This is a genomic window from Methyloversatilis discipulorum (assembly GCF_018780585.1).
GTDB classification, from domain to species: Bacteria; Pseudomonadota; Gammaproteobacteria; order Burkholderiales; family Rhodocyclaceae; genus Methyloversatilis; species Methyloversatilis discipulorum_B.
Window position 1 is genome coordinate 28,774 of sequence record NZ_JADMJL010000042.1, and the last position, 25,581, is coordinate 54,354.

14 protein-coding genes are annotated in these 25,581 nt (G+C 65.2%); 10 read left to right on the forward strand and 4 right to left on the reverse strand.

Annotated elements, in window-relative coordinates:
• Positions 1-325 precede the first annotated feature (325 nt).
• The 10 genes from IV112_RS17380 to IV112_RS17425 all read left to right on the forward strand — a co-directional run bounded on the left by IV112_RS17380 (position 326) and on the right by IV112_RS17425 (position 22,005).
• Entirely contained in the window at positions 326-2,002 is a 1,677-nt protein-coding gene (locus IV112_RS17380; protein ID WP_304005632.1) for a DUF2341 domain-containing protein, read from the forward strand.
• A gap of 14 nt (positions 2,003-2,016) precedes the next feature.
• Positions 2,017-2,427: an ExbD/TolR family protein gene (locus IV112_RS17385; protein ID WP_019917086.1), complete on the forward strand. Its 411-nt coding sequence runs from the start codon at positions 2,017-2,019 to the stop codon at positions 2,425-2,427.
• A 12-nt stretch (positions 2,428-2,439) separates the two neighbouring features.
• Positions 2,440-2,844: an ExbD/TolR family protein gene (locus IV112_RS17390; RefSeq protein WP_296807435.1), complete on the forward strand. Its 405-nt coding sequence runs from the start codon at positions 2,440-2,442 to the stop codon at positions 2,842-2,844.
• Positions 2,844-3,542, forward strand: coding sequence for a TonB family protein (locus tag IV112_RS17395; protein ID WP_304005636.1), 699 nt, complete (start codon positions 2,844-2,846; stop codon positions 3,540-3,542). Before IV112_RS17390 ends, IV112_RS17395 begins: the two co-directional genes overlap by 1 nt.
• A gap of 34 nt (positions 3,543-3,576) precedes the next feature.
• Positions 3,577-5,238, forward strand: coding sequence for a putative porin (locus IV112_RS17400; RefSeq protein ID WP_304005638.1), 1,662 nt, complete (start codon positions 3,577-3,579; stop codon positions 5,236-5,238).
• Complete coding sequence (locus IV112_RS17405; protein ID WP_304005640.1) at positions 5,238-5,927, forward strand: hypothetical protein; 690 nt, start codon at positions 5,238-5,240, stop codon at positions 5,925-5,927. Before IV112_RS17400 ends, IV112_RS17405 begins: the two co-directional genes overlap by 1 nt.
• Positions 5,928-6,261: 334 nt before the next feature.
• Complete coding sequence (locus IV112_RS17410) at positions 6,262-7,095, forward strand: PEPxxWA-CTERM sorting domain-containing protein (RefSeq protein ID WP_304005643.1); 834 nt, start codon at positions 6,262-6,264, stop codon at positions 7,093-7,095.
• Positions 7,096-7,157: 62 nt separating this feature from the next.
• Complete coding sequence (locus tag IV112_RS17415; protein ID WP_304005646.1) at positions 7,158-8,696, forward strand: hypothetical protein; 1,539 nt, start codon at positions 7,158-7,160, stop codon at positions 8,694-8,696.
• A 186-nt stretch (positions 8,697-8,882) separates the two neighbouring features.
• Positions 8,883-10,436, forward strand: a complete 1,554-nt coding sequence (locus IV112_RS17420) for a ShlB/FhaC/HecB family hemolysin secretion/activation protein (protein WP_304005648.1) — start codon at positions 8,883-8,885, stop codon at positions 10,434-10,436.
• Between the two features lie 157 nt (positions 10,437-10,593).
• Positions 10,594-22,005, forward strand: coding sequence for a filamentous haemagglutinin family protein (locus IV112_RS17425; protein WP_304005650.1), 11,412 nt, complete (start codon positions 10,594-10,596; stop codon positions 22,003-22,005).
• A 3-nt stretch (positions 22,006-22,008) separates the two neighbouring features.
• Here the strand turns inward: IV112_RS17425 and IV112_RS17430 are convergent, their stop codons facing one another.
• From IV112_RS17430 to IV112_RS17445, 4 genes are read right to left on the reverse strand one after another with little or no spacing between them, the layout of a single operon-like run.
• Complete coding sequence (locus IV112_RS17430) at positions 22,009-22,923, reverse strand: helix-turn-helix transcriptional regulator (RefSeq protein ID WP_304005652.1); 915 nt, start codon at positions 22,921-22,923, stop codon at positions 22,009-22,011.
• Between the two features lie 2 nt (positions 22,924-22,925).
• A complete protein-coding gene (gene moeA, locus IV112_RS17435) occupies positions 22,926-24,161 on the reverse strand; it encodes a molybdopterin molybdotransferase MoeA (RefSeq protein WP_304005654.1) in 1,236 nt (411 codons plus the stop codon).
• Positions 24,158-24,766 (reverse strand): molybdenum cofactor guanylyltransferase MobA, encoded by a 609-nt coding sequence (mobA, locus tag IV112_RS17440; RefSeq protein WP_304005656.1) that lies wholly within the window; start codon positions 24,764-24,766, stop codon positions 24,158-24,160. The genes moeA and mobA overlap by 4 nt, the downstream gene beginning before the upstream one ends.
• A complete protein-coding gene (locus IV112_RS17445) occupies positions 24,763-25,581 on the reverse strand; it encodes a formate dehydrogenase accessory sulfurtransferase FdhD (RefSeq protein WP_304005657.1) in 819 nt (272 codons plus the stop codon). Before IV112_RS17445 ends, mobA begins: the two co-directional genes overlap by 4 nt.

Sequence of the window (25,581 nt, forward strand, 5' to 3'; positions counted from 1 at the left end):
TAAGACCGCTCCTACAGGAGGTGCGCTCGATCCGCCACCGAAGCCGTGATTCCGTGGGAGGGGTCTTCTGACCCCGACATAAGCCTGTATCGGAGCCGGTGGACTGCAACCGCTGCGTCGCGGTCAGAAGACCGCTCCTACGAGGGGACGCCTGACCGGTCGCCCCAGCCAGTGATCCGTGGGCGCGCCAGACCGGCTACTTGCGGCGTCCAGCACCGATGCGCAAGTCGAGATAGTCCGTTCGGACTATCCATCCCCATATTTCATGTCATGGCAAGGACACCTTGGGCCGCGAAAATCCGGCCTGAAATTTTCCCTGCCTGCCATGAAAAACATCCTTGCCCTCGGCGCCCTGCTGGCGCTTGCCCCTTCTTTTGCCAACGCCTGGTGGGATGAGGCGTGGACCGCCCGCCGCACCATCACGCTCGACACCTCCGCCACCGGCGTGGCGATCACTGCGCCGCAGTCGGCGGTGCCGGTTGCGGTGCGGCTGCACAGCGGCAATTTCGACTTCACCGCGGCGAAGGAAGACGGCTCTGACCTGCGTTTCGTCGCTGGCGATGACAAGACGGTGCTGAAGCACCACGTCGAGCGCTACGACAGCCTGAACGAACTGGCGGTCGTATGGGTGCAGGTGCCGCTGATTGCGCCGGGCCAGAGCACGACGCTGTATGCCTATTTCGGCAACGCCGCGGTCGGCGGTACGCCGGACAGCAAGACCACCTGGGACGGCTCGACCGTCGGCGTGTGGCAGTTCGCCGAAGCGGCACCGCTGGCTGACGCGTCAGCCAGCGCACTGACCGCGACCGGCACTGTCACGCTGCAGAAAGCGGCGCTGCTGGGCGACGCGGCGATCTTCAACGGCGCCGCGCTGCGCGTGCCGGCCGCACCGCAGCTGGCGACGTCCGCCGGCGGCGCGTGGACGATGTCGGCCTGGATCAAGCCGGCGGCGGCGCAGCAGGCCACGCTGTATGCGCAGGGCACGCTGACGGTGAAGGTCGAGGACAGCGCCTATGTGCTGAACGTCGGTGCCACCCGTGTGGCGGGCGGCGCACTGAAGCCGGGCGCCTGGCAGCACGTTGCGGCGACGGTCGGTGGCGGCAAGGCGACGCTCTATGTCGATGGTCAGCCGGTTGCTTCGGCCGATGCCACGCTGCCGGCCGAACAGGCCGAGGTGGTGATCGGTGACGCATACAGCGGCGAACTGGACGAGCTGCAACTGGCGAACACGGCGCGCAGCGCCGACTGGATCAAGCTGGCCGCGGCCGGCCAGGGCGCCGACGCGACCTTCGTGACGGTGCGCGAAGACGTGGCCGAAGGCGAAGAGGGCGGCCACAACTATTTCGGCATCCTGATCGACAACCTCACGGTCGACGCCTGGGTGGTCATCGTCATCCTCGCCGTCATGTTCGTCGTCAGCTGCTGGGTGATGATCGCCAAGGCCCTGCTGGTCGGCCGCATCGACGGCGACAACCGCGCCTTCCTGCAGCGCTTCCGCGGCGCCAGCACCGACTTCCTGAAGCTGGACCAGGGCGCCACGCACAAGAGCTCGTCGCTGTTCCGCCTGTACGGCGCCGGCCTGCGCGAGATCCGCAAGCGCTTCGACGCGCAGGGCGAGGCGGCCGGGCTGACCGGTGCATCGATGGACGCGATCAAGGCATCGATCGACGCCGATCTGGTGCGCGAGTCGCACAAGCTCAATTCGCAGATGGTGCTGCTGACCATCGCCATTTCCGGCGGCCCCTTCCTCGGCCTGCTCGGCACCGTGGTCGGCGTCATGATCACCTTCGCCGCGATCGCCGCTGCAGGTGACGTGAACGTGAACGCCATCGCGCCGGGCATCGCCGCCGCGCTGCTGGCCACGGTGGCCGGCCTTGCCGTCGCCATTCCGGCGCTGTTCGGCTACAACTACCTCGCGTCGCGCATCAAGAACATCAGCGCCGACATGCAGATCTTCGTCGACGAGTTCATCACCCGCGTCGCCGAAGTTCACGGCCGATAGGCACAGGCCCGCCCATGTCCGCCGACGTCAAGGACGACAACCAGCCCTACGACGAAATCAACGTCACGCCGATGCTGGACCTGGCCTACGTGCTGCTGGTGGTGTTCATCATCATGACCACCGCCTCGGTGCAAGGCATCAAGGTCGAGGCGCCGCAGACGCAGACGGTGTCGTCGCTCGCCAAGCCGCAGACCAAGGCCATCACCATCACCGCCGCCGGCGACGTGTTCCTCGACGCCTACCCGGTCGACATGGCCACGCTCGAAGCGCGGCTCGGCCAGTACAAGAGCGCCAACCCGGCGCTGCCGGTGGTGCTCAAGGGCGACGCCGCCGCGCACTACGAGAAGGTGTCGGCAGTGCTGGAAATCTGCAAGCGGCTGGACATCACCGAAGTCGGGCTGGTGACCAAGAAGGTCGCCGGTTGAGGATGCGCGCTCATGCAGATTAATACAGAGGCGAAGCCCTACGACTCGATCAACGTGACGCCGATGCTGGATCTGGCCTACGTGCTGCTGGTCGTGTTCATCCTGATGACCACGGCCGGCGTGCAGGGCCTGACGATGACGCTGCCGAAGCCGTCGAACAAGCCGAGCACCGAACAGCACGAAGTGAAGATCGTGCAGGTGATGGAAAGCGGCGCACTGATGGTCAATGGCGTCGGCGTCACGCTCGATCAGCTCGAAGGCCAGCTCAATGCGGCGCGCGCGCGCGATCCGAAGTTCAGCGTAATGATCCGTGGCGAGGCGCGCGCGCCTTACAACGGCGTCATCCAGGTGGTCGACCTGGTGAACCGCATGGGCATCGAGAACGTCGGCCTCATCACCTCGCGGATCGGTACCTGATGAGTGCGCTGGCCGAAGATTCCGTCGATCTGTCGCGCGGCGCGCGTGCGCTGCGTGTGGTCGCGCTGCTGGTCGGCATCGCGTTGCTGGTGGCGGCCGGAATGTGGCTGAAGGACCTGTTCTCGAAGCCCTCGGCGCCGACGCGACAGGTGACGAAGATATCCATCATTCCGGATACCCCGCCGCCTCCGCCGCCGAAGGAAGAGAAGCGGCCCGAGCCGCCGAAGGACATGAAGGAGGTGAAGGTCGAGCAGCCCAAGCCGGTCGAGGCGCCGCCGCAGCAGGCCGAACAGCTGAAGATGGAAGGCGCTGCGGGTGACGGCCCAAGTCCGTTCGCCGCTGGCAGCGTCACCAGCGAATACAAGGGCGGCGACGTCGGCACCACGATAGGCGGTGGTCCGGCCAAGCCCAACCGCATGCAGTACGCCTTCTTCACCAACGCACTGCAGCGCCACATCCAGGAAGAGCTGGCGCGCAACCGCGACGTGAAGCTGCTCGATTACCGCGTCACCGTCGCCATCTGGCTGGGCCGCGATGGCAGCGTGCGGCGCGCCGAGCTGGTGGACAGCACCGGCGACGACAAGGCCGACGCCGCCCTGTCTGCCGCGCTGGCGCAGATGCGTGCCTTCCGCGACGCGCCGCCCTCTGACATGCCGCAGCCGATACGCCTGCGCATCACCAACCGGATGACCGGTTGAGCACACCTACATACGACACTCCGGAACCGAAGTGATGAAGAAAGCCCTGCCCACGCTCGCGCTCGCCGCGCTGTTCGCACTGCCCGCGCAGGCGAATGAAGGCGCATCGATCGACACCCTGCGCCAGACCACGATGAACCTGATCGACGCGCTGGTCGATACCGGCGTGCTCACCCGAGAAAAAGCCGACGAACTGATCAAGGCGGCCGAAGCCAAGGCCGCGAAGACTGCGGCGAAAGCGAAGAAGGACAGCACCGTGCGCGTGCAGTACGTGCCGGAATCGGTGAAGGCGGAAATACGTGAACAACTGAAGCAGGAAGTGCTGGCCCAGGCACGCACCGAAGGCTGGGCGGCGCCGAACGCGATTCCGGAGTGGACGGAGCGGATCAAGATCGAGGGCGATCTGCGGGTACGTTATCAGGAGGATCGCCTCGGCGACGACAACACTGGAACGCTGGGGCTGACGGGCTTGCATCCCGGTGCCACGGGCGCAGTTCAGGACTATCCCTTCGTCACCCGGAATCCAGCGGGTTCGGAGGTCGATTCGAATGGCATTCCGGTGAACAACGTCGAAGAAGATCTGAACAGGCTGCGCGTTCGTGCGCGACTTGGGGTGCTCGCGAAGATCAATGATTCGGTCAGCGCCGGTGTCCGGGTGGCGACGGGTAATCGCGAAGATCGGGTGTCCACCAATCAGACGCTCGGCAACAATTTCAACAAGTACAACTTCCTTGTTGATCGCGCTTACATAAAGCTCGATCCGGTCGAGTGGTTCAGTGCCTCGGGTGGCCGCATCCCCAATCCATGGTTCAACACCGACCTCGTCTGGGACGAAGACCTCAACTTCGAAGGTGTCGCAGCGACTCTTCGCGACGTAAGACCGACATCGTCGTTGCGTCCTTTCGCGACCGCAGGCTGGTTCCCCTTGCGCGCCGATTCGCCGCCCTCGGCCGACAAGCGCTGGTTGGCGGGGGTGCAGCTCGGTGCCGACTATGACCTGAGCAGCCAGACCCGACTGCGTATCGGGCTTGCGAAGTTCCGTTACGGCAATCTCGAGGGCCGGGTACAGAGTTTCAACCCGAACACTTTGCTACCCGATGCCGACTACGGTCGCTATGCGTATGAAAGCGGCTTCCGAGCAAAGGGCAACACTGTCTTCAAGACCAATGATCCGGTAAACGACACATCGAACAGCGTGCCGAACTGGGGCTTGGCCTCCAAATTCGAACCCTGGGTGTTGACGGTCGCGGCCGATCTCGCCCACTACGATCCGGTTCACGTACTGCTGACGGCCGAGTATGTGAAGAACTCCGGCTTTGACCGCGCCGATATCCTGCGTCGGACCGGTCTTGCGCTGACCGATGGGGACGATACCGCCTATCACCTTCGACTGCAGGTCGGGATGCCGTCAGTGCGTCTGTCCAACGATTGGCAGGTCTTCGCGTCATACAAGTACATCGGTTCAGACGCCGTGGTCGACGCCTTTACCGATTCCGACTTCGGCCTCGGCGGAACGAACCTCAAGGGCTTCGTCATAGGCGGCAGCTACGGCGTGTATCGCGATACGGCGGTCGGCCTTCGCTGGTACTCCGCGCAGAACATCGATTCGATGACCTACCTGACGCAGAACGCATCGATCATTGGTCAGCGCTTCAAGGTCGACACGCTGATGCTCGACATGAACGTGAGGTTCTGATGATGGCGCGCATTGTTTTCAGTCTGCTGCTGCTCGCGCTGGGTTGTGGCGGCGCGCTTGCGCAGTCGAAGCCCTCGCGCGAGGAAGAGCAGCTGCGGCGTCTTCGAGGGCAAGCGCAGCAACTGCAGCAGGCGCTTGGAGCCGAGCGTCAGGCGAGACAGAGCGCCGAACTCGAATTGCAGTCACTCAAGCTTGGTCAGGGCGCAGAACTCGAACAGCTCCGATCGGAGATCAATGCCTCGAAAGGGGTGGCAGGGCGAGCACGCAGGCAGGTCGACAAGCTGGAGACGGATCTTGTGGCGGAGCGCGAGGCGCGTGACGCCCTCATGCGCCAGATGGAGGCGCTTCAGGCACGCCTCGACGCGCGCGAGCGCGATCTGCATTCCGCGCGGGATGCGCTTGCCCGTACCGAGGGCGATCTTGGCGCGAGCCGCGCCAAAGCGGGCGCTCTTGACGAACGTCTTGGCCAGTGCCAGCGGGACAACGTGGCGCTTTATCGCACCGGAATCGAGGTGCTTGATCACTACGGCAAGCAGACGCTGGGTGACCGCATCGGCTTGGCGGAGCCGTTCTCCCAGACCGCGCGGGTAAGACTCGAGAACCTGATCGAAAAGTGGCGCGATCGCCTCGATCAGTCGGCAGGCCTGGTGGGAGATACGCCGGACGGTCGCGAGCAAAGTCGTCAATAGGTCATCCGAAGGGCATTTGTGCTTACGGTCACCAGATGAGGACTACGTGGTGACGACGCGCACGCGCGGTTCCCGGTGGAGGAACCATTGCCGACTGAGCCGTATGGACTACGTTTCGTGCCGCCGCCTGAAACAAATTCGTCACCTCGCCCCGCTAACTTCGGTATCGCAATAACGGACGGTTTTCTTTACACCACATAGTCCGTTCGGCTCATCGCATCGGGTTTGCTCGCTTCAGCGGATGTAACTCGAACTGCTCACCATCTACCTGCTTCCTCGTGGAGCGGTGACGGTCTCTGACCCAACCCACGTAACCCCATTACAGGAGAAGTCCATGTTCAAAACCAAACTGCTGGCAGTCGCCGTTGCGATGACCGCCATGGCCGGTGTCGCGGAAGCCCGCATCACCAACGGTCAAGGTGCGCCGATCGATGGAAATTCGGAACTCGTGTTCTCGGCATGGGACAGCGTCGCAGGCGTTGGCTACACCTTCGACGTCGCCACCACCGACCGCCTGAACAACTACGTGTCGGCCACCACGTCGACGCTGACCGCCGGCTCGACGATTTCGACCGTCAAGAACACCCCCCTTGATGGCATTTTCCTCGACGTCGCGCTGCCGTCGTTCGCGTCCTTTCTGTCGAAGTCGAGCGGCTCCGTCATGTGGAATCTGATGGCAGGTGACGCGGCCGGCACGGATCGCTTTCTGGTGACCTTCTCCGTTGATACGTCGGGTGCAATCAACTTTGCAGCTTTCAACGATATTGGTACGCGGTTCGATTCCTACATTGGTGCCGTCAATGGTAAGGGTACCCATTTGGGTACGAACGATGCTTTCGACGGATATGCAGAGACCGTGGCTGCTGATGGCGTTGCATATGCCGGCACGATGGGATCCAACTTCCAAGGTATCGCTGGCTTCAACGGCTCGACCGCAGCTGGGCTCGGCGAGGCAATGGATCTGAACGTGTTCTACGGTTCGTCGTCGATCGCGCCGACCGCGAAGTCCTTCGTGACCAAGGAGGGCCTGCAGATCGTCGCCCGCACCTACATGGCGGAAGACGGCTATCGCCTTCAGATTTCCGCGGTACCCGAGCCCGAAACCTACGCGATGCTGCTGGCCGGCCTCGGTCTGATCGGCGCAGCCGCCCGTCGTCGTCGCGCCTGATTGCGCTCCAGTCTGAATCCGGCGGGTGCGTCTGCGCCCGCCTCACCCGAAAGGATGTCTGAATGAAGATCAAAGCTCTCGTCGCCGGTTGCGCGCTGGCCTTTGCCGGCATGTCCGCTCACGCCGCCTCGGTTAATCTGACCGGCTACACCAAGATCTACCTGTCCGGCGCCACCGCCCCGGACAGCTTCCTGGCCGATCTGGCTAACCAGATGCTGGATGGCGTCGTTGAGTACCGCAATCGTGCTACCAACAGCTCCGGCGTTGAAATCAGCGGTACCGACTACCGTGCTTTTGTGGGTACGGCCAAGTCTGGCATTCCGGGAGTCACCGCCGGCACGCCCATCGTGTTCTTCAAGCGCTCGAAGGGTGGTTCTGTGTGGGGCGTGGATCCGGTCGCCCGTGCTCAGCGTATCGAGTCGCTGAACATGGATGATTGCGATCTGACGACGCGTCGCTGCGGTGTGAAGGGTATCGATCCGGGCGTTGCGGGTCATGAGGATCCGAGCCTGAACAACGGCGAAATTTCCGACTTCGGTGTGTCCGACGTCGAGCCGCGCATGTTCCGCGAGCCGTTCAACACCGAGAACGGTCAGCCGGAACTGACTGACGCGGAGCGTGCGGTGTTTGAGAACTTCGCCGTCAATGCTTTGATGTTCGGTCAGGTGGCCACCAATGCCGTGCCGGCAACGACCGTGCTCAGCCGCACCACCTACGGCTCGATGCTGCAGGGTCTGATCCGCAACTGGGAACAGGTCGATGGCACGGACGCTGGCGTCATCGTGTGCCGTCGCGTCAATGGTTCCGGCACGCAAACCAGCTACAACGCCTTCTACGGCAGCTTCCCCTGCACGTCTGCGGCGGGTGGTGCGATCGCACCGGCTGGTGTTGCCGATTCGACGCCGGAAGTGTTCACCGGCAACGGCGATGGCAGCGAAGCCGATCCGTTCGAAATCGACCCGAGCGCGCTCGATGGGAACGGAAAGCCGGCCTATGTCGTGATCGAGAACTCCGGTTCCGGCGACGTGCGCAAGTGCCTGTTCGCCGCGCAGAATCGTCAGTCCTACAAGGTGCGCGGTTCGAACGACGTGTGGTACCGGGTGCTGTTCAACAACATGGCCAACCCGGGCCGCGCCATCGGCGTGCTGTCGCTCGACAGCTATGGCCGTGAGACGAGTTCGACTGAAGGTGGCTGGACCTTCCGCCACATGGACGGCGCTGGCGTGTTCACGCCGTCGAACCAGACCTCGTCGGCTGGTGCTACTGGCATCGCCCCGTCGAAGCAGAACCTGCTCGATGGCAAGTGGGACTTCGCCTTCGAACTGTCGATGCAGTACCGCAACGCCGCCGTTACGAACGATGTGGGTGACAGCATCCCGTCGATGAACGATCCGGTGAATGCCACGAAGAAGGCCTTCATCAGCGAGTTCATCAAGCGTGCCGGCAGCACGACCTACACCGGCAACGATGGCGGCACCTTCACGTCGGTGCCGAACGCCTACGCCACGCTGCCGACCATCGGTGACTACACCACCAAGCCGGCCTTCGTCACGAAGTTCTCGCGCGGCGGCAATTCGTGCTCGCCGATGCGTCGCTTCTGATCGGATGCAGCACCGGGGCGGCCGCTGACGCGGTCGCCTGCAGCAGGCGAGCCCGGTGACGGGCTCGCTTTTTTTCGGATGTGTGGCAGTTCGCAAGGGTGATGGCTCCCTGCGGCTGGAACGGATGATCGAGTGAATCGCGTTACACGGTGGTTGGGCCTTGCTGCGGCGTGCTGTGTCCTGCTGATGAGCAACGCGGGGGCGTGGGCGGAAGATGGCGCACAGTACTTTGACATTTTCGAGTACGAGGTTGACGGCAATACGGTATTGCCCGAAGAGCCGATCGAGCGGGCGGTGTACCCATTTCTGGGCGAGCGCCGTACGGCCGCTGACGTCGATGGCGCACGTGCGGCGCTGGAGAAGGCCTATCACGATGCGGGCTTCCTGACGGTCAGCGTCGAGGTGCCGGAGCAGAAGGTCGACGAAGGTCTGGTGCGACTGCGCGTGGTCGAAGGGCGGATACAGCGCACCCGGGTGGCGGGTGCCGAGTATTCCCTGCCGTCTCGGGTCAAGGAGGGTGCGCCGTCGATGGCCGAGGGGACCGTGCCCAACTTCAACGAAGTACAGGAGGACCTCGGACGTCTGGCGCGCAATCCCGACATGCGGGTGACACCATTGTTGCGCTCGGGCCGTAACCCCGGCAGCGTCGAGATGGAACTCGCCATCGAGGACAAGTCGCCCCTTCACGGCAGCGTCGAACTGAACAACAAGCAGAGCGCCGATACGAAAACCGGGCGTATCGAAGCTTCGGTGCGCTATGACAATCTCTGGCAGCGTCGCCATTCGATCGGGTTGAGCTGGTTCGTGTCGCCTCGCAACCGCGACGACGTGGAGGTCTGGGCATTGAACTACTCGATGCCTGTGGGACGCGACGCGACGCTGGCCGCCTACGCGGTCAACAGTGACAGCGACGTGCCGACCGTATTCGGAACACAGTCGCTCGGTCGCGGCAGCACCGTGGGCCTGCGCTGGGTAAAACCGCTGCCGATGCGCGCGGGGCTCTTCCATTCGGTTGCACTCGGCGCCGATTACAAGGACAACAAACAGGACACGCGGCTGTTCGGCGGCGTGCTCAATCTCAGCCAGCCTGTGCGTTACGCGACGCTGGCCGCGAACTGGAATGGCTCCGTTGTCGACGCGGGCAGTGACTGGCGCTTCGGCGCGGGGCTCACTCTGGGTATGGAGGCCTTCAACGCGCGCTCGATCAACTGCAATGGTGTCGTCGTCGATCAGTTCGAGTGCAGACGCCCGGGCGCAACGCCGAGCTTCTCGGTGCTGCGTCTTGATCTGCAGCACACGAGGCAGATCCTTGCAGGGGTCAGCGCCTTTGTCCGCTTTGACCTGCAGCGCACGGGCTCGCCCCTCGTCAACACCGAACAGTTTGCGGCGGGCGGGATTGATTCCGTGCGTGGCTACCTTGAAAGCGAGCGCGTCGGTGACATGGGCACGCGCGCCAGTTTCGAGTTGCGTGCGCCGCGAATGGCACTTGCCGATGGACGCCTGGGACTGATGCCACTTGCTTTCTATGACTGGGCTTCGGTGCGCATTCGCGAACCCTTACCGGGACAGGATGCGCGCGCGTTGATGGCGGGTGCAGGGATCGGATTGCGCTTCGATGTCGCCCAGGCGTTCAGTGGTGAACTGATGTGGGCACATGCCCTGCATGACGGAGCCGCTGGCCCCGGGCGAACCCGGGATGGCGATGATCGAGCCGTCCTGCGCATCAAGTACGTTTTCTAGCCGCCGGTGCCGGCGTGCCGGGTTTCCGGCGCCTGCAGTTTGCGAATGTTTAGCGGTTGGTCATGCACATGAGCCGTCAGCGCAACCAGCCGGTCATGTTTTGCGGGCACTGTGAGGACGCTTGTCTGACCGGCGCCACAGCAGCAGGAGTTGAGCCATGAACCGCAATCGATATCGTCTGAAGTTCAATGATCTGGTGGGTTGCTGGGTGCCTGTCGCCGAGCACATGCGTGCCCGCGGAAAACGTGGCCGTTGTGCCACGCTGCGCGTACTGGTTGGTGCGGTCTCGGCCGTTTTCTCGCTGGGCGGCCTTGCCAACGGGCCTCTACCCGTTGCAGCCGGCACGTTCATCGCACCCAACTCTCCGGGGATGGCGGCGGCACCCGTGGTGAATGGCTCGACCATGACGATTACGCAAACCACGGCTGCGCCCGTGGTCATGCAGTGGAACAGTTTCAGCGTGGATCAGGGTCATACGGTGCGTTTCGTGCAGCCCGACGTCACGTCGCGCGCGATCAACGTCGTGCTGCCCGGTGGGCCGCGCAGCGACATTTACGGCAGCATCCAGGCCAATGGTCAGGTCTTCCTGTTCAACCAGGCCGGCGTACTGTTCGGACCGAACGCCGTGGTAGACGTCGGCGGACTCGTCGCCTCTTCGCTCAAACTGAATGACGAGCTGATCAATCGCTCCCTGTCGGCGCTGGGCGTTACCGGTGCCGCGTTGAGTGGGGATGCCTCAGCGGGTGACGTGATGGTGCAGGCCGGAGCTCGCATCATTGCGGCGGACAACGGCCGTATCGTTCTCGCGGCACCGCGCGTGTCCAACGCCGGCACACTGCAGGCCAATCAGGGCCAGGTGCTGCTGGCCGCCGGCGAGAAGGTCTATCTGGCCGATTCGCTGGATTCCCGACTGCGCGGGCTGTTGATCGAGGTCGATAACGGCGGTACGGTGAGCAACGAAGTTGCCGGTAAGCTTGTTGCTGAGCGCGGCAACATCACGCTGGCCGGGCTCAACGTGAACCAGCTTGGATCGGCGCGCACGACCACCAGCGTCACGCTCAACGGCTCCATTTATCTGAATGCACGCGACACCATGGTCGCGCGCACGGTGAGTACGGCGACGGGTGATGTGCAGTTGCCGGGGTTCTCGCGCACGGGCGAGGTCAGGCTGGGCAGCGCCAGCACGACTTCGGTACTGCCGGAAGATACCTACGACGCCAATGTCAATGTACTTACCTTGCGCGACGACGTGGCATTCAATCCGTCCGAAGTCAGGGTGACCGGTCATCGTGTGTCGCTCGACGGCAAGGACAGCGGCGGCAACGGCGCTCGCATCGTGGCGCCGGCAGCGAACGTGTCCGTGACTGCGCTGGCGCGCGATGGCGCCGCGGGGCGCATCGTGCTGGGGGATGGCGTGTCCATCGATGTGTCGGGTGTCGAAGGCGTGGCCGTCGATGCCGGTCGCAACATCGTTCAGGTCGAACTGCGCAGCAACGAGCTGAAGGACTCGCCGCTGCAGCGGGACCCCGAGTACGGCCGGCTCGTCGATGGCAAGGCGGTCGGCATGTTGTCGGGCAAGAAGATATGGGTCGATGTGATGACCGGCATCGATCCGGCGACCGGCGCACCGCTTGCCGATGTGTCCGGTTACCGCGCGGGCATTTCGCGCAGCGTGTCGGAGTTGTCGACGGTCGGCGGCAGCATCGCGCTGCAGGCCGAGGGCGATGTGCTGGTGTCGGGCGGCGCGACTCTCGACCTTTCGGGTGGCAGCGTCGTCTATCAGGCGGGCAGCATCAACGAGTCGCGCCTTGAGATGGTGGGCGGCACCAGTGTGAAGGCGAATGTAGCGTCGGCGGACGCGCGCTACACCGGAAACATCCTCGATTCGACCCGGCAGGTGGCGGCGCGCACTGTGGGCAGCGATGCCGGAACGCTTACCGTAAGCGGTGCGCGCGTCGCGCTCGACGGGCGGGTGAACGCCACCACCGTCAATGGTCAGCATCAACGGGACAGCGCCGCCGCACGTGCCGCTCTGCATGAGCTGACACTTGCTTCCAGCGCGGGCTCGGCGATTGTTGATCGCTACAACGCGTTGCTGACCGAGCGCGAGCGTCAGCAGTTTCAGGCGGAGAACCGCCGATTCTTCGAGCAGAAGGGACGGCTGAACGTCGATGAATCGACGCGAGCCCAGGGCGGAACGCTGCGCATCACTGGGGATCTGACAGGCACCACCTTGCTGGCGCCGGTGGGCGACGTGCGCTTCGTGACCACGACACCTGCACGCAGTTTCGACATGACGTCGAGTGCCCCTGGCGAACTACTGCTGTCCGCCGGGCTGTTCTCGGGCGGTATCGATCACCTGGCGTTGACCTCGGGCGGTCACATCGTGCTACCCGAGGACGTCCGGATTTCGGCTGCAGCCGGGTCGAGCATCACGCTCGCTGCGCGGGAGATCGACCTTCTCGGCGATGTACGCTTACCCGGCGGAGCGTTCGTTGCGCGCACGGTCGATGTGAATGGCGCCAGCGGAGATGCCACAACGCGGGACATCGTGGTCGGCAGTGGCGCCAGCATCGACGTGTCGGGGGCGTGGACCAACGATCGCATTTCGCGCCCCGGCGTAAACAATCCGCCGGTCGTCCGCGCGGACGGAGGACGGATAGAGCTCGTTTCGACATCCGATCTGCAGGTCTCCGGTGCACTGGACGTATCGGCGGGCGGCTGGATCGACGGCGCCGGCAAGTTTCATCCTGGCGATGCCGGAGAGATAGCGCTGGCAAGCGGAAATTTCGGCGCGTCTACGGGTACGGCGCCGCAATCAAGGCTGGTGATCGACGGCACGCTGTCCGGTTACGCGATCACCGATGGCCGGGTGGCGGGGCAGGGCGGCACATTGAATCTGACTGCTTCGACCATCGAGGTCGTCGATGGCGCCGACACGAGCAGCAGCGACAGCGGCGTACTGACGTTGGGCGACGACTGGGTCGGCGCAGGTGGCTTTGAAAAGATCAGTCTGGGTGCACGCGGCGCACTCAACGTGCGTTCCGGCGCGCACCTGCAGCCGCAGCCTGTAGCGCGCCTGATCGATCAGTCGACGCGTGCAGCGCGCAGCGGCAGTCAGCTGGCGGGCACGGGCACGCTGACGCCGCTCGACCTGTGGTTCCGTTCGCCGACGTCCATCGAACTGAGCAGTGCGCTGCGGCCGAATGGCGGTGTGACGGTGGAGCAGGGAGCGTTGATCGCAGTCGACGCAGGCGGCCACATCGCGCTGCGGTCGAACGGGAATGTCATGCTGGGTGGCACACTGACCGCGCGCGGTGGCTCAGTTGTTCTGACCACCCAGGTCGCGGGTAGCGACGAGACGACGCTGGTGACATCGGACCAGATCCACCTTGCGGATTCAGCACTGATCGATGTGTCCGGCGTCGTCGTCTACAACCCGTTGCAGAGAGCGGCCGGACGCTATGTCGGCACGCTGCTTGGTGGTGGCGATGTCGACATCGATGCCGGGCGCGGCTTTGTCGTTGCCCGCGCGGGTGCCAAGGTACGGGCCGACGGTGCCGTCGCCCCGCTCGATCTGGTGTTGCGTTCAGGTACCGCGGCTGTGCGCACCGATGTTGCGAGTGCCGGCGGCGACATCAGCATTTCGGCTCGTGAAGGAGTGATGTGGGATGCCGGCCTGAGCGCACGCGGCGGCGATGCGAGCGTCGCAGGCGGGGCGCTGGTGCTCGCGTTGACCAAGCCCGTCGGCGATGACTGGCTGGGTACCGACGACCCGCTGTACGTGGGACAGACCACTCTGGGTAATCCCGCGCTGAGCGAGGTAATCAATGCGGCACCCCGTATCGTCGTCAGTGACGATGATGCTGCGGGATCCGCATCAATCACGGCTGGCGGACGTGTTCCCGTTACCGGAAACGTTGGTGTCGCGCGTATCGCGACAGATTTGATCTCGGCGGGCGGATTTTCCGATCTCACCCTGCGCAGCAATCGGCTGGTCGAGTTTTCGGAAAGTGTCGACCTGAAGTTGCCTGGTCAGCTGCAGATCGATGCATTCAACGTGCGCGGCCTGTCCGATGCGAACGTAAACCTGACCGCAGCACATGTCCTGCTCGGCCCTCAGGCGGCGTCCAATCGACCCTTGCCGCCGACTGCGACGGGGAGCGGCAAGCTGTCGGTGCAGGCGGAACAGATCATGTTGCGCGGGCGCAGCTTCATCGATGGCTTCGATCAGGTGCTGCTGTCCGCAGCCGGCGACATCCAGGCTACCGGTGCGCTGGAGCGTGTCAGCAATCAGCTTGACGCGCCGGTTGAACTGCGTGGGGGGCTGGCGACGAATGCTGATTTGACGCTGCGTGCGGCACAGGTCTATCCGACCTCGGGCAGTGCGTTCGACATCGAACTGCGCAACCGGCCGGACGGAGTGCTGCGCATTGAATCCAGCGGTCGTACGCCCGGCGTGGCCTTGTCGGCCTATGGCGATCTCGAGCTCGTGGCGCCCCATATCGAACAGGCGGGCTATCTGCGGGCGCCCATGGGCAGCCTCTCACTGGTGGCCGCGCGCATTGGCGACACCACCGGTGTAAACGACAGCAGTGCCTTGCGCCAGGCCTTCTCCGGAAGTTCGGTCACCTTGCTTTCCGGCAGCGTTACGTCGGTTGCAGGAGATGACGTGGTGGTTCCCTTCGGGACTACGACAACGTCGGGCCGCGAATGGGTGTTCAGTCCGGGCGTGGTGAAGAACATCGAGTCCGCGCCGGACAAGCGTGTGCGGCTTGAGGCGGACAACGTGGTCACGGCAGCAGGTTCGCTCGTCGACCTGTCGGGCAAGGGCGATGTCAGTGCGGCCGAGTGGGTTCCTGGGCCGGGCGGTTCGACCGATGTGCTGGCGCCTGCCGACGGTCTGCAGCGCTATGCGGTCGTGCCGATGGTGAACGCGGGGTCGGTTCCGTATGACCCGACCTTGTGGGCCGAGAGCGGACTCGAGCCGGGTGCCACGATAGAACTGCTCACCGCGGCCGGCGGATTGCCGGCTGGCCGATACGTCCTGTTGCCGGCCCGCTACGGTCTGATGGAGGGAGCGTATGTACTGACAGTGCGCAGCGCGGCCGGCGAGTTCGACGTTGCAGCCTCGCGCCAGCAGGTCGATGGGACCCAACTGGTGGCTGCACGCATCGGTCGCACGTTGTCCGGAGCGACCTTCGCAGCTGCGGCACCGGCGCTTGCAGTGGAAGTCTGGAACGGCGCGCAGACGCGCTTGCGTTCCGAGTACATCGAAACCAAGGGCAGCGAGTTCTTCGATGCAGACGGCGGCGCACGCTTCGCCGACGCGGGAAGGCTGCAATTGCTTGCGCAATCCAGCCTCACGCTGGCCGGCAGTCTCGGGACCGCCGCCGGCACGGATTCGCTGGGGCGCCGTGGCGCCGGTGCGCAGATCGATGTGTCGGGCACGAAGCTGGCGGTGATCGGAAGCGGTGCATCATCTGACGATTCTGAACTGGCGGTGGACGTTGCGACGCTGAATGCCTTGGGCGCCGACAGCGTGCTGCTCGGCGGTACGCGGGCGCGCGCAGCGGACGGCAGCTGGGTGCTGGTCGATCTGAGCGATCAGGTCAGGGTGGCGACCGGTGACGGTGAAGTGCTGCGCGCACCCGAACTGCTGTTTGCCGCAACCGACCGTATAGAGGTCGCTGCCGGCAGTCGTGTAGAGGCCGTGCAGCAATCAGGCCGTAGCGATGCCGTGTATCGGGTCGAAGGCAGTGGCGCATCGGCGGACGGAGCGTTTGTCCGTGTTGCGAGTGCTGGCCAGGCAACGCTGCTTCGAACCGCGCCGGTCGGTGCACGAGGCGATGTCATTGTCGGCGATGGCGCCGTGTTGGCGGGGCGCCACCTGACGCTCGATGCGACCCGTTCGGTTCTGCTTCCCGACAACGACGTGCGGTCGCTCAACCCGGCGGCGGGCGGCAGTCTGACCCTGTCAGCCGGACAGCTCGTACTGGGTGATCCCGCCGGTACGTCTGCCGGTCTGCTGTTGCGGCAGGACACGCTTGATGCGCTGGCCGCGCTCTCTGCGCTGAACCTGCGCAGCTACGGCGAGCTCACGCTGGTCGATTCGGTACGCATCGGGTCGGCAGCGATGAACAATCTGACGCTTGATGCGGCCTCCATCACGGGGCGAGACGGTGCCGCCGCGGGCAGTGCTGCGGTTGTCGCACGCGTTGAGGCGAAGAACATCGTGCTGACGAACTCGTCAGCGGCGGCGTCGGACGTGGCCGGCGTGGCCGGTCGCGGTGCGCAACTCGACGTCGTCGCCAGCGGCGACATCGAGCTCGGCAGCACGGCCAGTGGCGAGCACGATGCGGGACTTGCCTATGCAGGCTTCGACCAGGTGAACCTGAGTGCAGGCGACGAGGTCGTGGGCAGCGCACGAGGTACTCATCGCGTGACCGGTGCCCTCGACATTTCCGCCGCTCGGGTGACGACGACGACAGCCGCGGAAACGACTGTCCGTGCTGACGGCCTGCTGAACGTGCGCGGTGGCGACGGCGCCACGAGAGCGCCCTCCGGGCTTGCCGGTGCGCTGTCGCTGCAGGGGGCGGAAGTCTCGATCTCGGGGCGCGTCGACATGAACGGTGGCGACGTTGAGGTCCGGGCATTGAGTGGTGACGTTACCGTCGCCGAAGCGGCGCGTCTGAGCGCCGACGGCTTTAGCACCAAACTGGGAAGCCAGACCGTTGGCGTCGGGGCCGGCGCGATCACTTTGCGCTCCGACAGCGGGGACATCAATCTCGCCTCCGGTGCCAAGGTGAGCGTCGCAGGAAAGGGCGGCGCTGACGCCGGCCTGCTTAAGCTCTCGGCAATCGAGGGGACGGTGAACTTCGGGGCGACGCTGGATGGCGCTGCAGAGAACGGTGGTGCCAGCGGGGCATTGAGCCTCGACGTCGATACGCTGGGCGGCAATGGGTCACTCAGTCCGCTTGCTGGCGCTACAGGGAGCTTCACGCAGTCGCGCGCTGTGCGCGTGCGTTCTGGCGATATCAGACTTGACGACGGACAGACGATACGTGCCGAGCGCATTGCGCTGGCCGCGGATGACGGCGCCATCACGCTCGCCGGCACGCTTGATGCGTCCGGCAGCGAAGGAGGCGACGTACGTGTTTTCGCGCAGGCGGGGGAACGTGATGACAGCGGTCGTCTGACGCTGACGGACACCGCACGGATTCTAGCGCGTGGCAGCGTCGGCGATGGCGGTCATGTCGAACTTGGCGTATCGGCTGCCGACACCAGTGCGCAGTCGCCGATGCTCTCTCTGACGGCAGGCAGTCGCATCGATGTCGGCAGCAGTGCTGCCGGGGCGGCGGGCGGTGAAGTGGTCTTGCGTGCGCCGCGATCGGACGATGGTCTTGACCTTGCGCTGCGTGCCGACGGGACGCAGATCGACGGCGCGCGCAAGGTGTGGGTGGAGAGCGTCAAGGTCTACGACGGCAATGAAATCACCGCGGTGGGCGGCGATGGCAAGGTGAGCTTCGTGGTGCCTGCAGTCGGTGCGCGCACGCCATCGAGCGGCATGATCGGTGCGCTGACCGGGACTTCGGTGATCTACGTCGATGCGACGGTGCTGTCCAACCTTTCGCAGAGAAACTCGGTGAATGCCAATGCGCGCACCACTGCCGAAGAAGCGGCGCGCGTCATTTTCGGCTTGCACTTGAGCGGGGCTGCCGACGGCGATGACTTTGCAGCGCTGACCCGTCTCGATGCCGCCAGCTACCTGGCGGGGACGCTGGCCTATCAGGCAACCCAGGTTACCTCCGACGACAGCCAGGACGCGGAGATACGTATTGCAGCACAGGAGGCGATCGCGCAGGCTGTCCTGAACGGAGAGGGCGCTGCAGGCGTCGTGGCAGCAGCCCTTTCTGCGTTCAACACCGATCCGGACAACCCGATGGTTTCCGCGACACAGATCGCGGCGGCACGCGAAGCCGTCATCATGGGTATCGGTGCGAATCCGACCGATGTTGCACGGAATACGGGTGCGACCGCCACCCAGATACTCGGCAGCGTGCGCGCGGCCACGGGTCTGGCGGCGGACCACCCGGCATTCCTGATGCTGGCCGACAGCCGGGTCAATGACCTGATCACCATCCCGACCGCGGTCGAGTTGGCAGCGGGGGCTGCCGCCGGAGCCGGCAGCGCGGACGCTGCGCGCGATGCAGCTTTTGCGGCCTATGCCTACAACCGCTTCCAGATGCCGACGACGGTTGCCGCAGGTAGTCGTGAATCTGTCTATCAGACCGTCGGAGCCAGCGTGTCGGCCAAGGTCGACGCAATCTGGGCGGGTTCTGCAGTGCTGACCGATACGCGTACGGTGATACAGCATGGCGATCGCATTCTCGATACGGTCGGACTCGGCAATGTGGCGGGTGCGGGCGTGCGCGCGGCAGCCGAGATCCGCGCGAATGGTGATCTCGTGGTGAGCCAGGAACTCAATTTCGGTGAGCACGCGATACGTGGCGGGACGGCCGGCAACGCACAGGTCTATGTGCCCTACTGGCGCGACGGCGAGCACGCCGGTTCGCTGACCCTTGCAGCAACCGGCGACGTACGCATCAATGCGACGATCTCCGACGGGGTGGACCGCTTCAACAACACGCGCACACGGGTTGCAGCGGATAACAGCAGTTGGTCCATGCGAGTGGTGGCGGGGGCCGATGCGATGGCCGCCGACCCGATGGCGACAACCGGCGATGCAGGCTCTGTCATTGTCGGTGCCGGCCGGCAGTTGCGCACCGGCGAGGGCCGACTCGAAGTCAGTGCGGCGGCCGACGTGATACTTGGTAGCGCAACCTCCGCCATTTACAGCATCGGTTCGCAAGATTCCGAACTGGGTGTGCGCTACGGGCAGTCCGGCGGTGACGTCATTGTTACAGCCGGCGGCGATCTGCGCACCGCCGATAACGTGACGGCGCCACCCGCCGATGTAACGAACTGGCTTCGCCGTCAGGCCGTGCTGGCAGCTGATGGCAGCATTCTGCAGGGACAGGCTCCTGGCTGGTGGGCCGAATACGGTCAGTTCGGGCAGGGTGTTGCCACCCTCGGCGGGGGCGATCTGCGCGTGCAGACGGGCGGTGACGTACGCAACGTCGTCCTTGCCGCTGCGGGCGGTGCTCAACTCAGCGGCGAGGCGGGCACGCAGGCGGCCGAGTCGTCTTTGAGCGTGAGCGACGCGGGGAATGTCTCGGTGCGCAGCGCGGGTGATGTGCTCGATGTCACGCTGATGTCGTCCGCAGGCAAGATCGACGTGGATGCCGGCGGTCGGGTCGGGGCTGCAGACAGCAGCACGTCTGGCGTCCGCGTATCGATGATGGACAGCCTTGTGCGGATCACAGCGAAGGGCGACGCAGCCGTCGCTGCGGTCAGCAACCCGACTCTGGAGGGCAGCGGAACGCAGGCATATTTCTCAACCTACAGTGCGCGGTCCTCGCTGGGTCTTACCTCGCTCGGCGGCGACGTGTTCCTCGGCGGAGGCGGAAAGCTCCCGGCATCGCTCTCGCTCGTGTCCGTGTCCGGCGGCGCCGGTATCGCTGGCGGAGTGATGCACCCGTCGGCTCAGGGGGCTCTCGACGTGTTGGCGCTGAGCGATGTCAATTTCACGGCAACGCTGGTGATGTCTGATGTGGCACCGTCTGCATTGCCGTCGATCCGCAAGCCGGTTACCACGACAGCCGATCGCGATGCGCTCTACCAGATCGGCGAATTCTCCGGCGCAGGCCGTCACGACCCCGACCTGCTGGCAGCTCGCGGTGATCGTCGTGTGCACGTGTTGTCGGCAACCGGCGATGTGAATGGTCCGGATTCGAGCAGCCCGTCAGGCGTGTTCAACGCACTCGTGTCACCCATTCCGGTGACTGTCAGCGCCGCACGCGATATCCGCGATTTCGGGCTGCGGGTGGATCATCCGGCCGCCGACTCGAGTTCACTCATCTCGGCCGGACGCGATGTCATTTTCTCGACCACCACGAGCTCGCCCGGCGGGCCGCTGATCGACAACGAGGGAGAGGGCATCGTCATCGGGGGCGGTGGTGAATTACTGATCGCCGCCGGCCGCGATGTCGTGTTGGCGAACTCTTACGGCATCGTGTCGCGTGGCAACTACGACAATCCGTATCTGCCGGCATCGGCGTCGGCCATCCAGGTACTGGCAGGCACGTCGGTGATCGACTACGAGGCACTCCTTGCATATGCCCGTCCTGGTAACGCGATTGGCGACGACAGTTTCGATCGGAGCCTTCAGGCCTTGCTGGCGGCCCAAGGCACTTCTTTGGATGCCGTGTTGGCCGATGAACAGAATGCAGGGCTGGTCAGCGCGAGAGAGAGGGGGCGTGCCGACCTGGCGAAGTGGTTTGCCGCATGGGACGAAGCACTGCTAGGCGCCATGAGAACTCGCAACAATGACTCGTCATTGAGCATGGAAGGCGCGCGCGCCGCGTTCGCAGCCCTGTCTCAAGATGAACGTACGAGCTTCATGAGCAGCCAGCGCGTTGCACTGAACGAAATACTGTTTGCCTCGCTGCGCTATGTCGGCCGGGCGGGCGGTGCACTGGGCCTCGGCCCGTCAGGGTACGCGGCCGGCTTCCAGTTGATGGAAAAGGTGTTTCCGTACGAAGCACTGACCGTCGACGGCAAAGTGGTGCAGACCGAGGTGAACGGTATCCACTACCCGCAAAGTGCCGGCGGCGGAGGCAATATCGATCTGTTCCGCAGCCAGATCAAGACCGAGCAGGACGTGCAGAACGTGTGGTCAATACGCGAGCTTGCAGATCCGTCGATTCCTGTATCCGCCAAACAGTACGCGTCGGCGATCGCGCTGTTCGCACCCTTCGGCAGCGTGAATATCGGCCTGCCGTCGGGCAGCGGCGGAGACGCCTCGCGTTCAGGTGTCGTGGTGGTCGGTAAGGGCAATATCGACGTCATCGCGCGTGACGATATTCAGGTCGGTGTGTCGCGGGTGTTCACCTTGGACGGTGGTTCGATTCAGCAGTGGAGCAGCTTCGGGGACCAGGATGCTGGCCGTGGTTCGAAAACTGCCGCTGCCACGCCTCCTCCGCAGTTGCGCGCGGTGGGAGACGGCTTCGTTCTTGACGTCAGCGGCTCAGTATCCGGATCGGGTATCGGTACCCTGAAGACGAGACCGGATACCCGAGAGGGGGACGTCCGGCTTTACGCGCCTAATGGACAGATCGATGCAGGTGACGCGGGTATTCGCGTCAGCGGAAACTTTGAGGTTGGCGCGCAACGCGTAATCGGCGCCGACAATATTTCGGTCGGAGGTGCCACCAGTGGTACCGCAGTCAGCGCACCAGCAGCGGCGCCGGTGAGCGGTGTCAGCAGCAATAACAACGAGTCTCAGCGGGCTGCCGCTGAACCTGCTGCAACGGCATCAGGCGGGCAGGAACAGCGTGATCGGAACTCTATCCTCACGGTCGAGCTGGTCGGCCTGGGTGATGTGGCCACTGGATCGGGTTGTCGCGAGGACGAAAAGGACTGCGGTGAGCCGGCTCGGTCGAACTGAAGGTCAGGTAACCGAATTGGCCTCGCGCAGCCGCCCCAGCGGCGCCAGGTCGTAGCCGCCCAGTCGGGCGGCGAGGTCGCGGCTGTCGTCGCTGGCCAGTTCGGCCAGCAGTTGCTGCAGCAGGGCGCGGAAGTAGAGGGTGCGCGGCATCACGAGGTCGAGCGCTTCGCTGCCCAGCGGCAGGAAGTGCAGGTTGAATTCGCCGGCCGCGGCGCGCGTGCCCGGCGCGCAGTCGCCGGCACCGCTGGCGACCATGAAGGCGGCTTCGCGTTCCGTGGCGGCGACCTGCACCGCCTCCGGTGCGGCAAGGCCGGCGGCGCTGCAGGCCTGGGCGAAGAAGTGCTGAGAGCCGGCGCCTTCGCCGCGCTGAATGAGCCGCGGGCGGCGCTCGAACAGTTCGCGCAGGCCGCCGACGGAGGGGAGCGTGCGCGACAGCATGACGCCCTGTTCGCGCAGCGCCAGCTGCACCATGACCCAATTCGAACTGCCGGTGTATTCGCGCAGCAGCAGCGCGTGCCGCCGCGTCGCGTGGTGTGCTTCGCCCCAGTGGATGGGGCAGGCATTGGCGCGGCGCTGGGCGAGCAGCGCCAGACCCTTGCGCGTACCGCAGGGGCTGTAGGCGATCAGGGTGCCGTCGTCGGCGCGCTGCGCCAGCCGCGCGATGCTGTGCGCAAGCCAGGGGTCGTCGCTGCCAGCGATCAGCAGGCGGTCGGCCAGCACGCCGCCGTGCGTCGATTCGAGCAGCCAGTCGTCGAGCAGCTTGCGCGGGAACAGCCACTTGCCGGTCACCTTGGTGGCCGGAATGCCGCTGTCCTGGATCATCGCGTACAGCGTCTTCTCGTTCAGGTGCAGGTAGGCGGCCGCTTCGCGCGCCGTCAGGTAGGGCGAGGGCGTCGTGTCGTCGCCGTCGGCGCTCACGTTCAGATCAGGCCTTCGAACGGGATGACGCCCACCATGTCGCCGACCGCGACGTTACCGACATCATCGTCGAGCACGATGATGCAGTTGGCGTCGCACATCGAACGCAGGATGCCCGAGCCCTGGGCGCCGGTGACCGTGGCGTGCCAGCGGCCGTCGCGCAGTTCGAGGATGCCGCGCTGGTACTCGGTGCGGCCCGGCTGCTTCTTCATCGCGCTGCCGCTGATCGCGTCGAAGCGGATCGGCGCCGGTACCGGCGACGCGCCCATCAGCGTCAGCAGCGCCTCGCGCGCGAAGAAGTAGAAGGTGATCATCGTCGCGACCGGATTGCCCGGCAGGCCGAACAGCAAGGTGTCGCGGCCGCCCTTGGTGAGCCGGCCGAAAGCCATCGGCCGGCCCGGCTTCATCGCGATCTTCCAGAAGGTGACTTCGCCCAGGCTGGCGAGGATTTCGCGGACGAAATCCGCTTCGCCCACCGACACGCCGCCGCTGGTGATGATGGCGTCCACCTCACCGACCGCCGATTCGAGCGCGGCCGACAGCGCCTCGCGCGTATCGCGCGCGACGCCGAGGTCGACCACCTCGCAACCGAGCCGCGTCAGCATGGCGGTCAGCGTGTAGCGGTTGCTGTCGTAGATGCCGCCTTCGCGCGGCGCGTCACCGATGGACATGACCTCGTCGCCGGTCGACAGCACGCCGACGCGCACGCGGCGCACCACCGTCAGTTCGGGCACGCCGAGCGAGGCGGCCAGGCCGATGTCGGACGGGCGCAGCAGGCGGCCGGCGCGCAGCGCGGCTTCGCCCGCCTTCAGGTCCTCGCCGGCGCGGCGCCGGTTCTGGCCGGCTTTCTGGCCGGGCGGAATGAGGACGCTGTCGCCGTCCACCTTCGCGGTTTCCTGGATCGCCACCGTGTCGGCGCCGCGCGGCATGACGGCGCCGGTCATGATGCGCACCGCCTGTCCGGGGCCGACCTCGCCGTCCCAGGCGTGGCCGGCGTAGGCGGTGCCGACGACGGTGAGCCGCGTCTCGGCGTCGGCCGACAGGTCGGCATGGCGCACGGCGTAGCCGTCCATCGCCGAGTTGTCGTGCGGCGGCACACTGACCGGCGAGATGACGTCGACGGCGAGCACGCGGCCCAGCGCGTCGCGCACCGGCACGCGCTGGGTGCCGGCGACCTGCGAGCAGGCGGCGAGGATGTGGGCGCGGGCGTCCGCGACCGGAGTGAAGCGATCAGTCATGAGGCGTCGGGCCGGGCTTCGAGCGAGGCCAGTTCGGTAAGCGTATTGATGTTGGCGAAGGCGTCCGGATTGTCGTCGAAGGGCACTTCGACCACCTTCAGCGCCGAGTACCAGAGGTCGACCTTGCGGCCGCCGCCTTCGAGGAATTGTGTCAGACCGGGCAGCACGTGCGCGCGCACCAGGCTGAATACCGGATGCGGCTGGTCGCCGGTGATGGCCACCGCGAGGTCGGCGTCTTCGCGCTCCAGCGCCGCGCGCAGTCGCGCGACGAGATCGAGTGGCAGGAAGGGCGAGTCGCAGGGGCTGGTCACCAGCAGCGGCGTCGTGCAGGCGCTCAGCCCCGCGTGCAGCCCGGCCAGCGGGCCGGCGTAGCCGCCGATCGCGTCCGGTACGACCGGGTGACCGAAGGCGGCGTAGCGTTCGATGTTCTGGTTGGCGTTGATGATGAGCGCATCGACCTGCGGCGCCAAACGGCGGATCACGTGTGCCACCATGGGCTCGTCGCGGAAATCCTGCAGGCCCTTGTCCACGCCGCCCATGCGGCGGCCGAGGCCGCCGGCCAGCACCAGACCGGTGATCGCATCGCTCACGCAGCTTTCCGTCATGCGCCTTCTCCATCGCGCACGAAGCGCTGCATGCCGGTCAGCAGCAGGTAGTGCTTGCCCTGCGAGCGACCGATCATCGTGATGCCCACCTGCTGCGCGATGTCATAGCCCATCTGCGTGAGGCCGGAGCGCGACACCAGGAAGGGGATGCCCATCTGCGCCGCCTTGATCACCATTTCCGAGGTCAGCCGGCCGGTGGTGTAGAAAATCTTGTCGCCGCCGTCGACGCCATCAAGCCACATGTGGCCGGCGATGGCGTCCACCGCGTTGTGGCGCCCGACGTCCTCGACGAAGTACAGCAGCTCGTCGCCACGGAACAGCGCGCAGCCGTGCACCGCGCCCGCCTGCTTGTAGATGGTTTCGTGCTTGCGCACCACGTCGAGCATCGCGTACAGCGTGGTTTCGGTCAGCCGTGCGTCGTCCGGCAGACGGATGCGCTCGATGTCGTCCATCAGGTCGCCGAACACCGTGCCCTGACCGCAGCCGGTGGTGACGGTCTTGGTCGCCATGCGCGCGTCGAGGTCGGCCACGCCGGCGCGCGTGGTGACGGCGGCGGCGTTCACGTCCCAGTCCACCTGCACCGACAGGATGTCGTCGATGCTCGGCAGCAGGCGCTGGTTGCGCAGATAGCCGATCACCAGTGCTTCCGGTGCGCCGCCCAGCGTCATCAGCGTCACCAGTTCGCGCTTGTCGAGATAGACGGTGAGCGGGTGTTCGCCGGCGATCGCGGTCGGCACCGTTTCGCCGCGCTCGTTGATGGCGGGGATTTCTATCGTGGCGGGTCGTGCGGCGTCGGTCAGTTCGGGTCTGTGCAC

Bases quoted from the DNA above. Each gene is read 5' to 3' on its own strand.
- IV112_RS17380 (WP_304005632.1), top strand. From the start codon at position 326: ATGAAAAACATCCTTGCCCTCGGCGCCCTGCTGGCGCTTGCCCCTTCT.
- IV112_RS17385 (WP_019917086.1), top strand. From the start codon at position 2,017: ATGTCCGCCGACGTCAAGGACGACAACCAGCCCTACGACGAAATCAAC.
- IV112_RS17390 (WP_296807435.1), top strand. From the start codon at position 2,440: ATGCAGATTAATACAGAGGCGAAGCCCTACGACTCGATCAACGTGACG.
- IV112_RS17395 (WP_304005636.1), top strand. From the start codon at position 2,844: ATGAGTGCGCTGGCCGAAGATTCCGTCGATCTGTCGCGCGGCGCGCGT.
- IV112_RS17400 (WP_304005638.1), top strand. From the start codon at position 3,577: ATGAAGAAAGCCCTGCCCACGCTCGCGCTCGCCGCGCTGTTCGCACTG.
- IV112_RS17405 (WP_304005640.1), top strand. From the start codon at position 5,238: ATGATGGCGCGCATTGTTTTCAGTCTGCTGCTGCTCGCGCTGGGTTGT.
- IV112_RS17410 (WP_304005643.1), top strand. From the start codon at position 6,262: ATGTTCAAAACCAAACTGCTGGCAGTCGCCGTTGCGATGACCGCCATG.
- IV112_RS17415 (WP_304005646.1), top strand. From the start codon at position 7,158: ATGAAGATCAAAGCTCTCGTCGCCGGTTGCGCGCTGGCCTTTGCCGGC.
- IV112_RS17420 (WP_304005648.1), top strand. From the start codon at position 8,883: ATGAGCAACGCGGGGGCGTGGGCGGAAGATGGCGCACAGTACTTTGAC.
- IV112_RS17425 (WP_304005650.1), top strand. From the start codon at position 10,594: ATGAACCGCAATCGATATCGTCTGAAGTTCAATGATCTGGTGGGTTGC.
- moeA (WP_304005654.1), bottom strand. From the start codon at position 24,161: ATGACTGATCGCTTCACTCCGGTCGCGGACGCCCGCGCCCACATCCTC.
- mobA (WP_304005656.1), bottom strand. From the start codon at position 24,766: ATGACGGAAAGCTGCGTGAGCGATGCGATCACCGGTCTGGTGCTGGCC.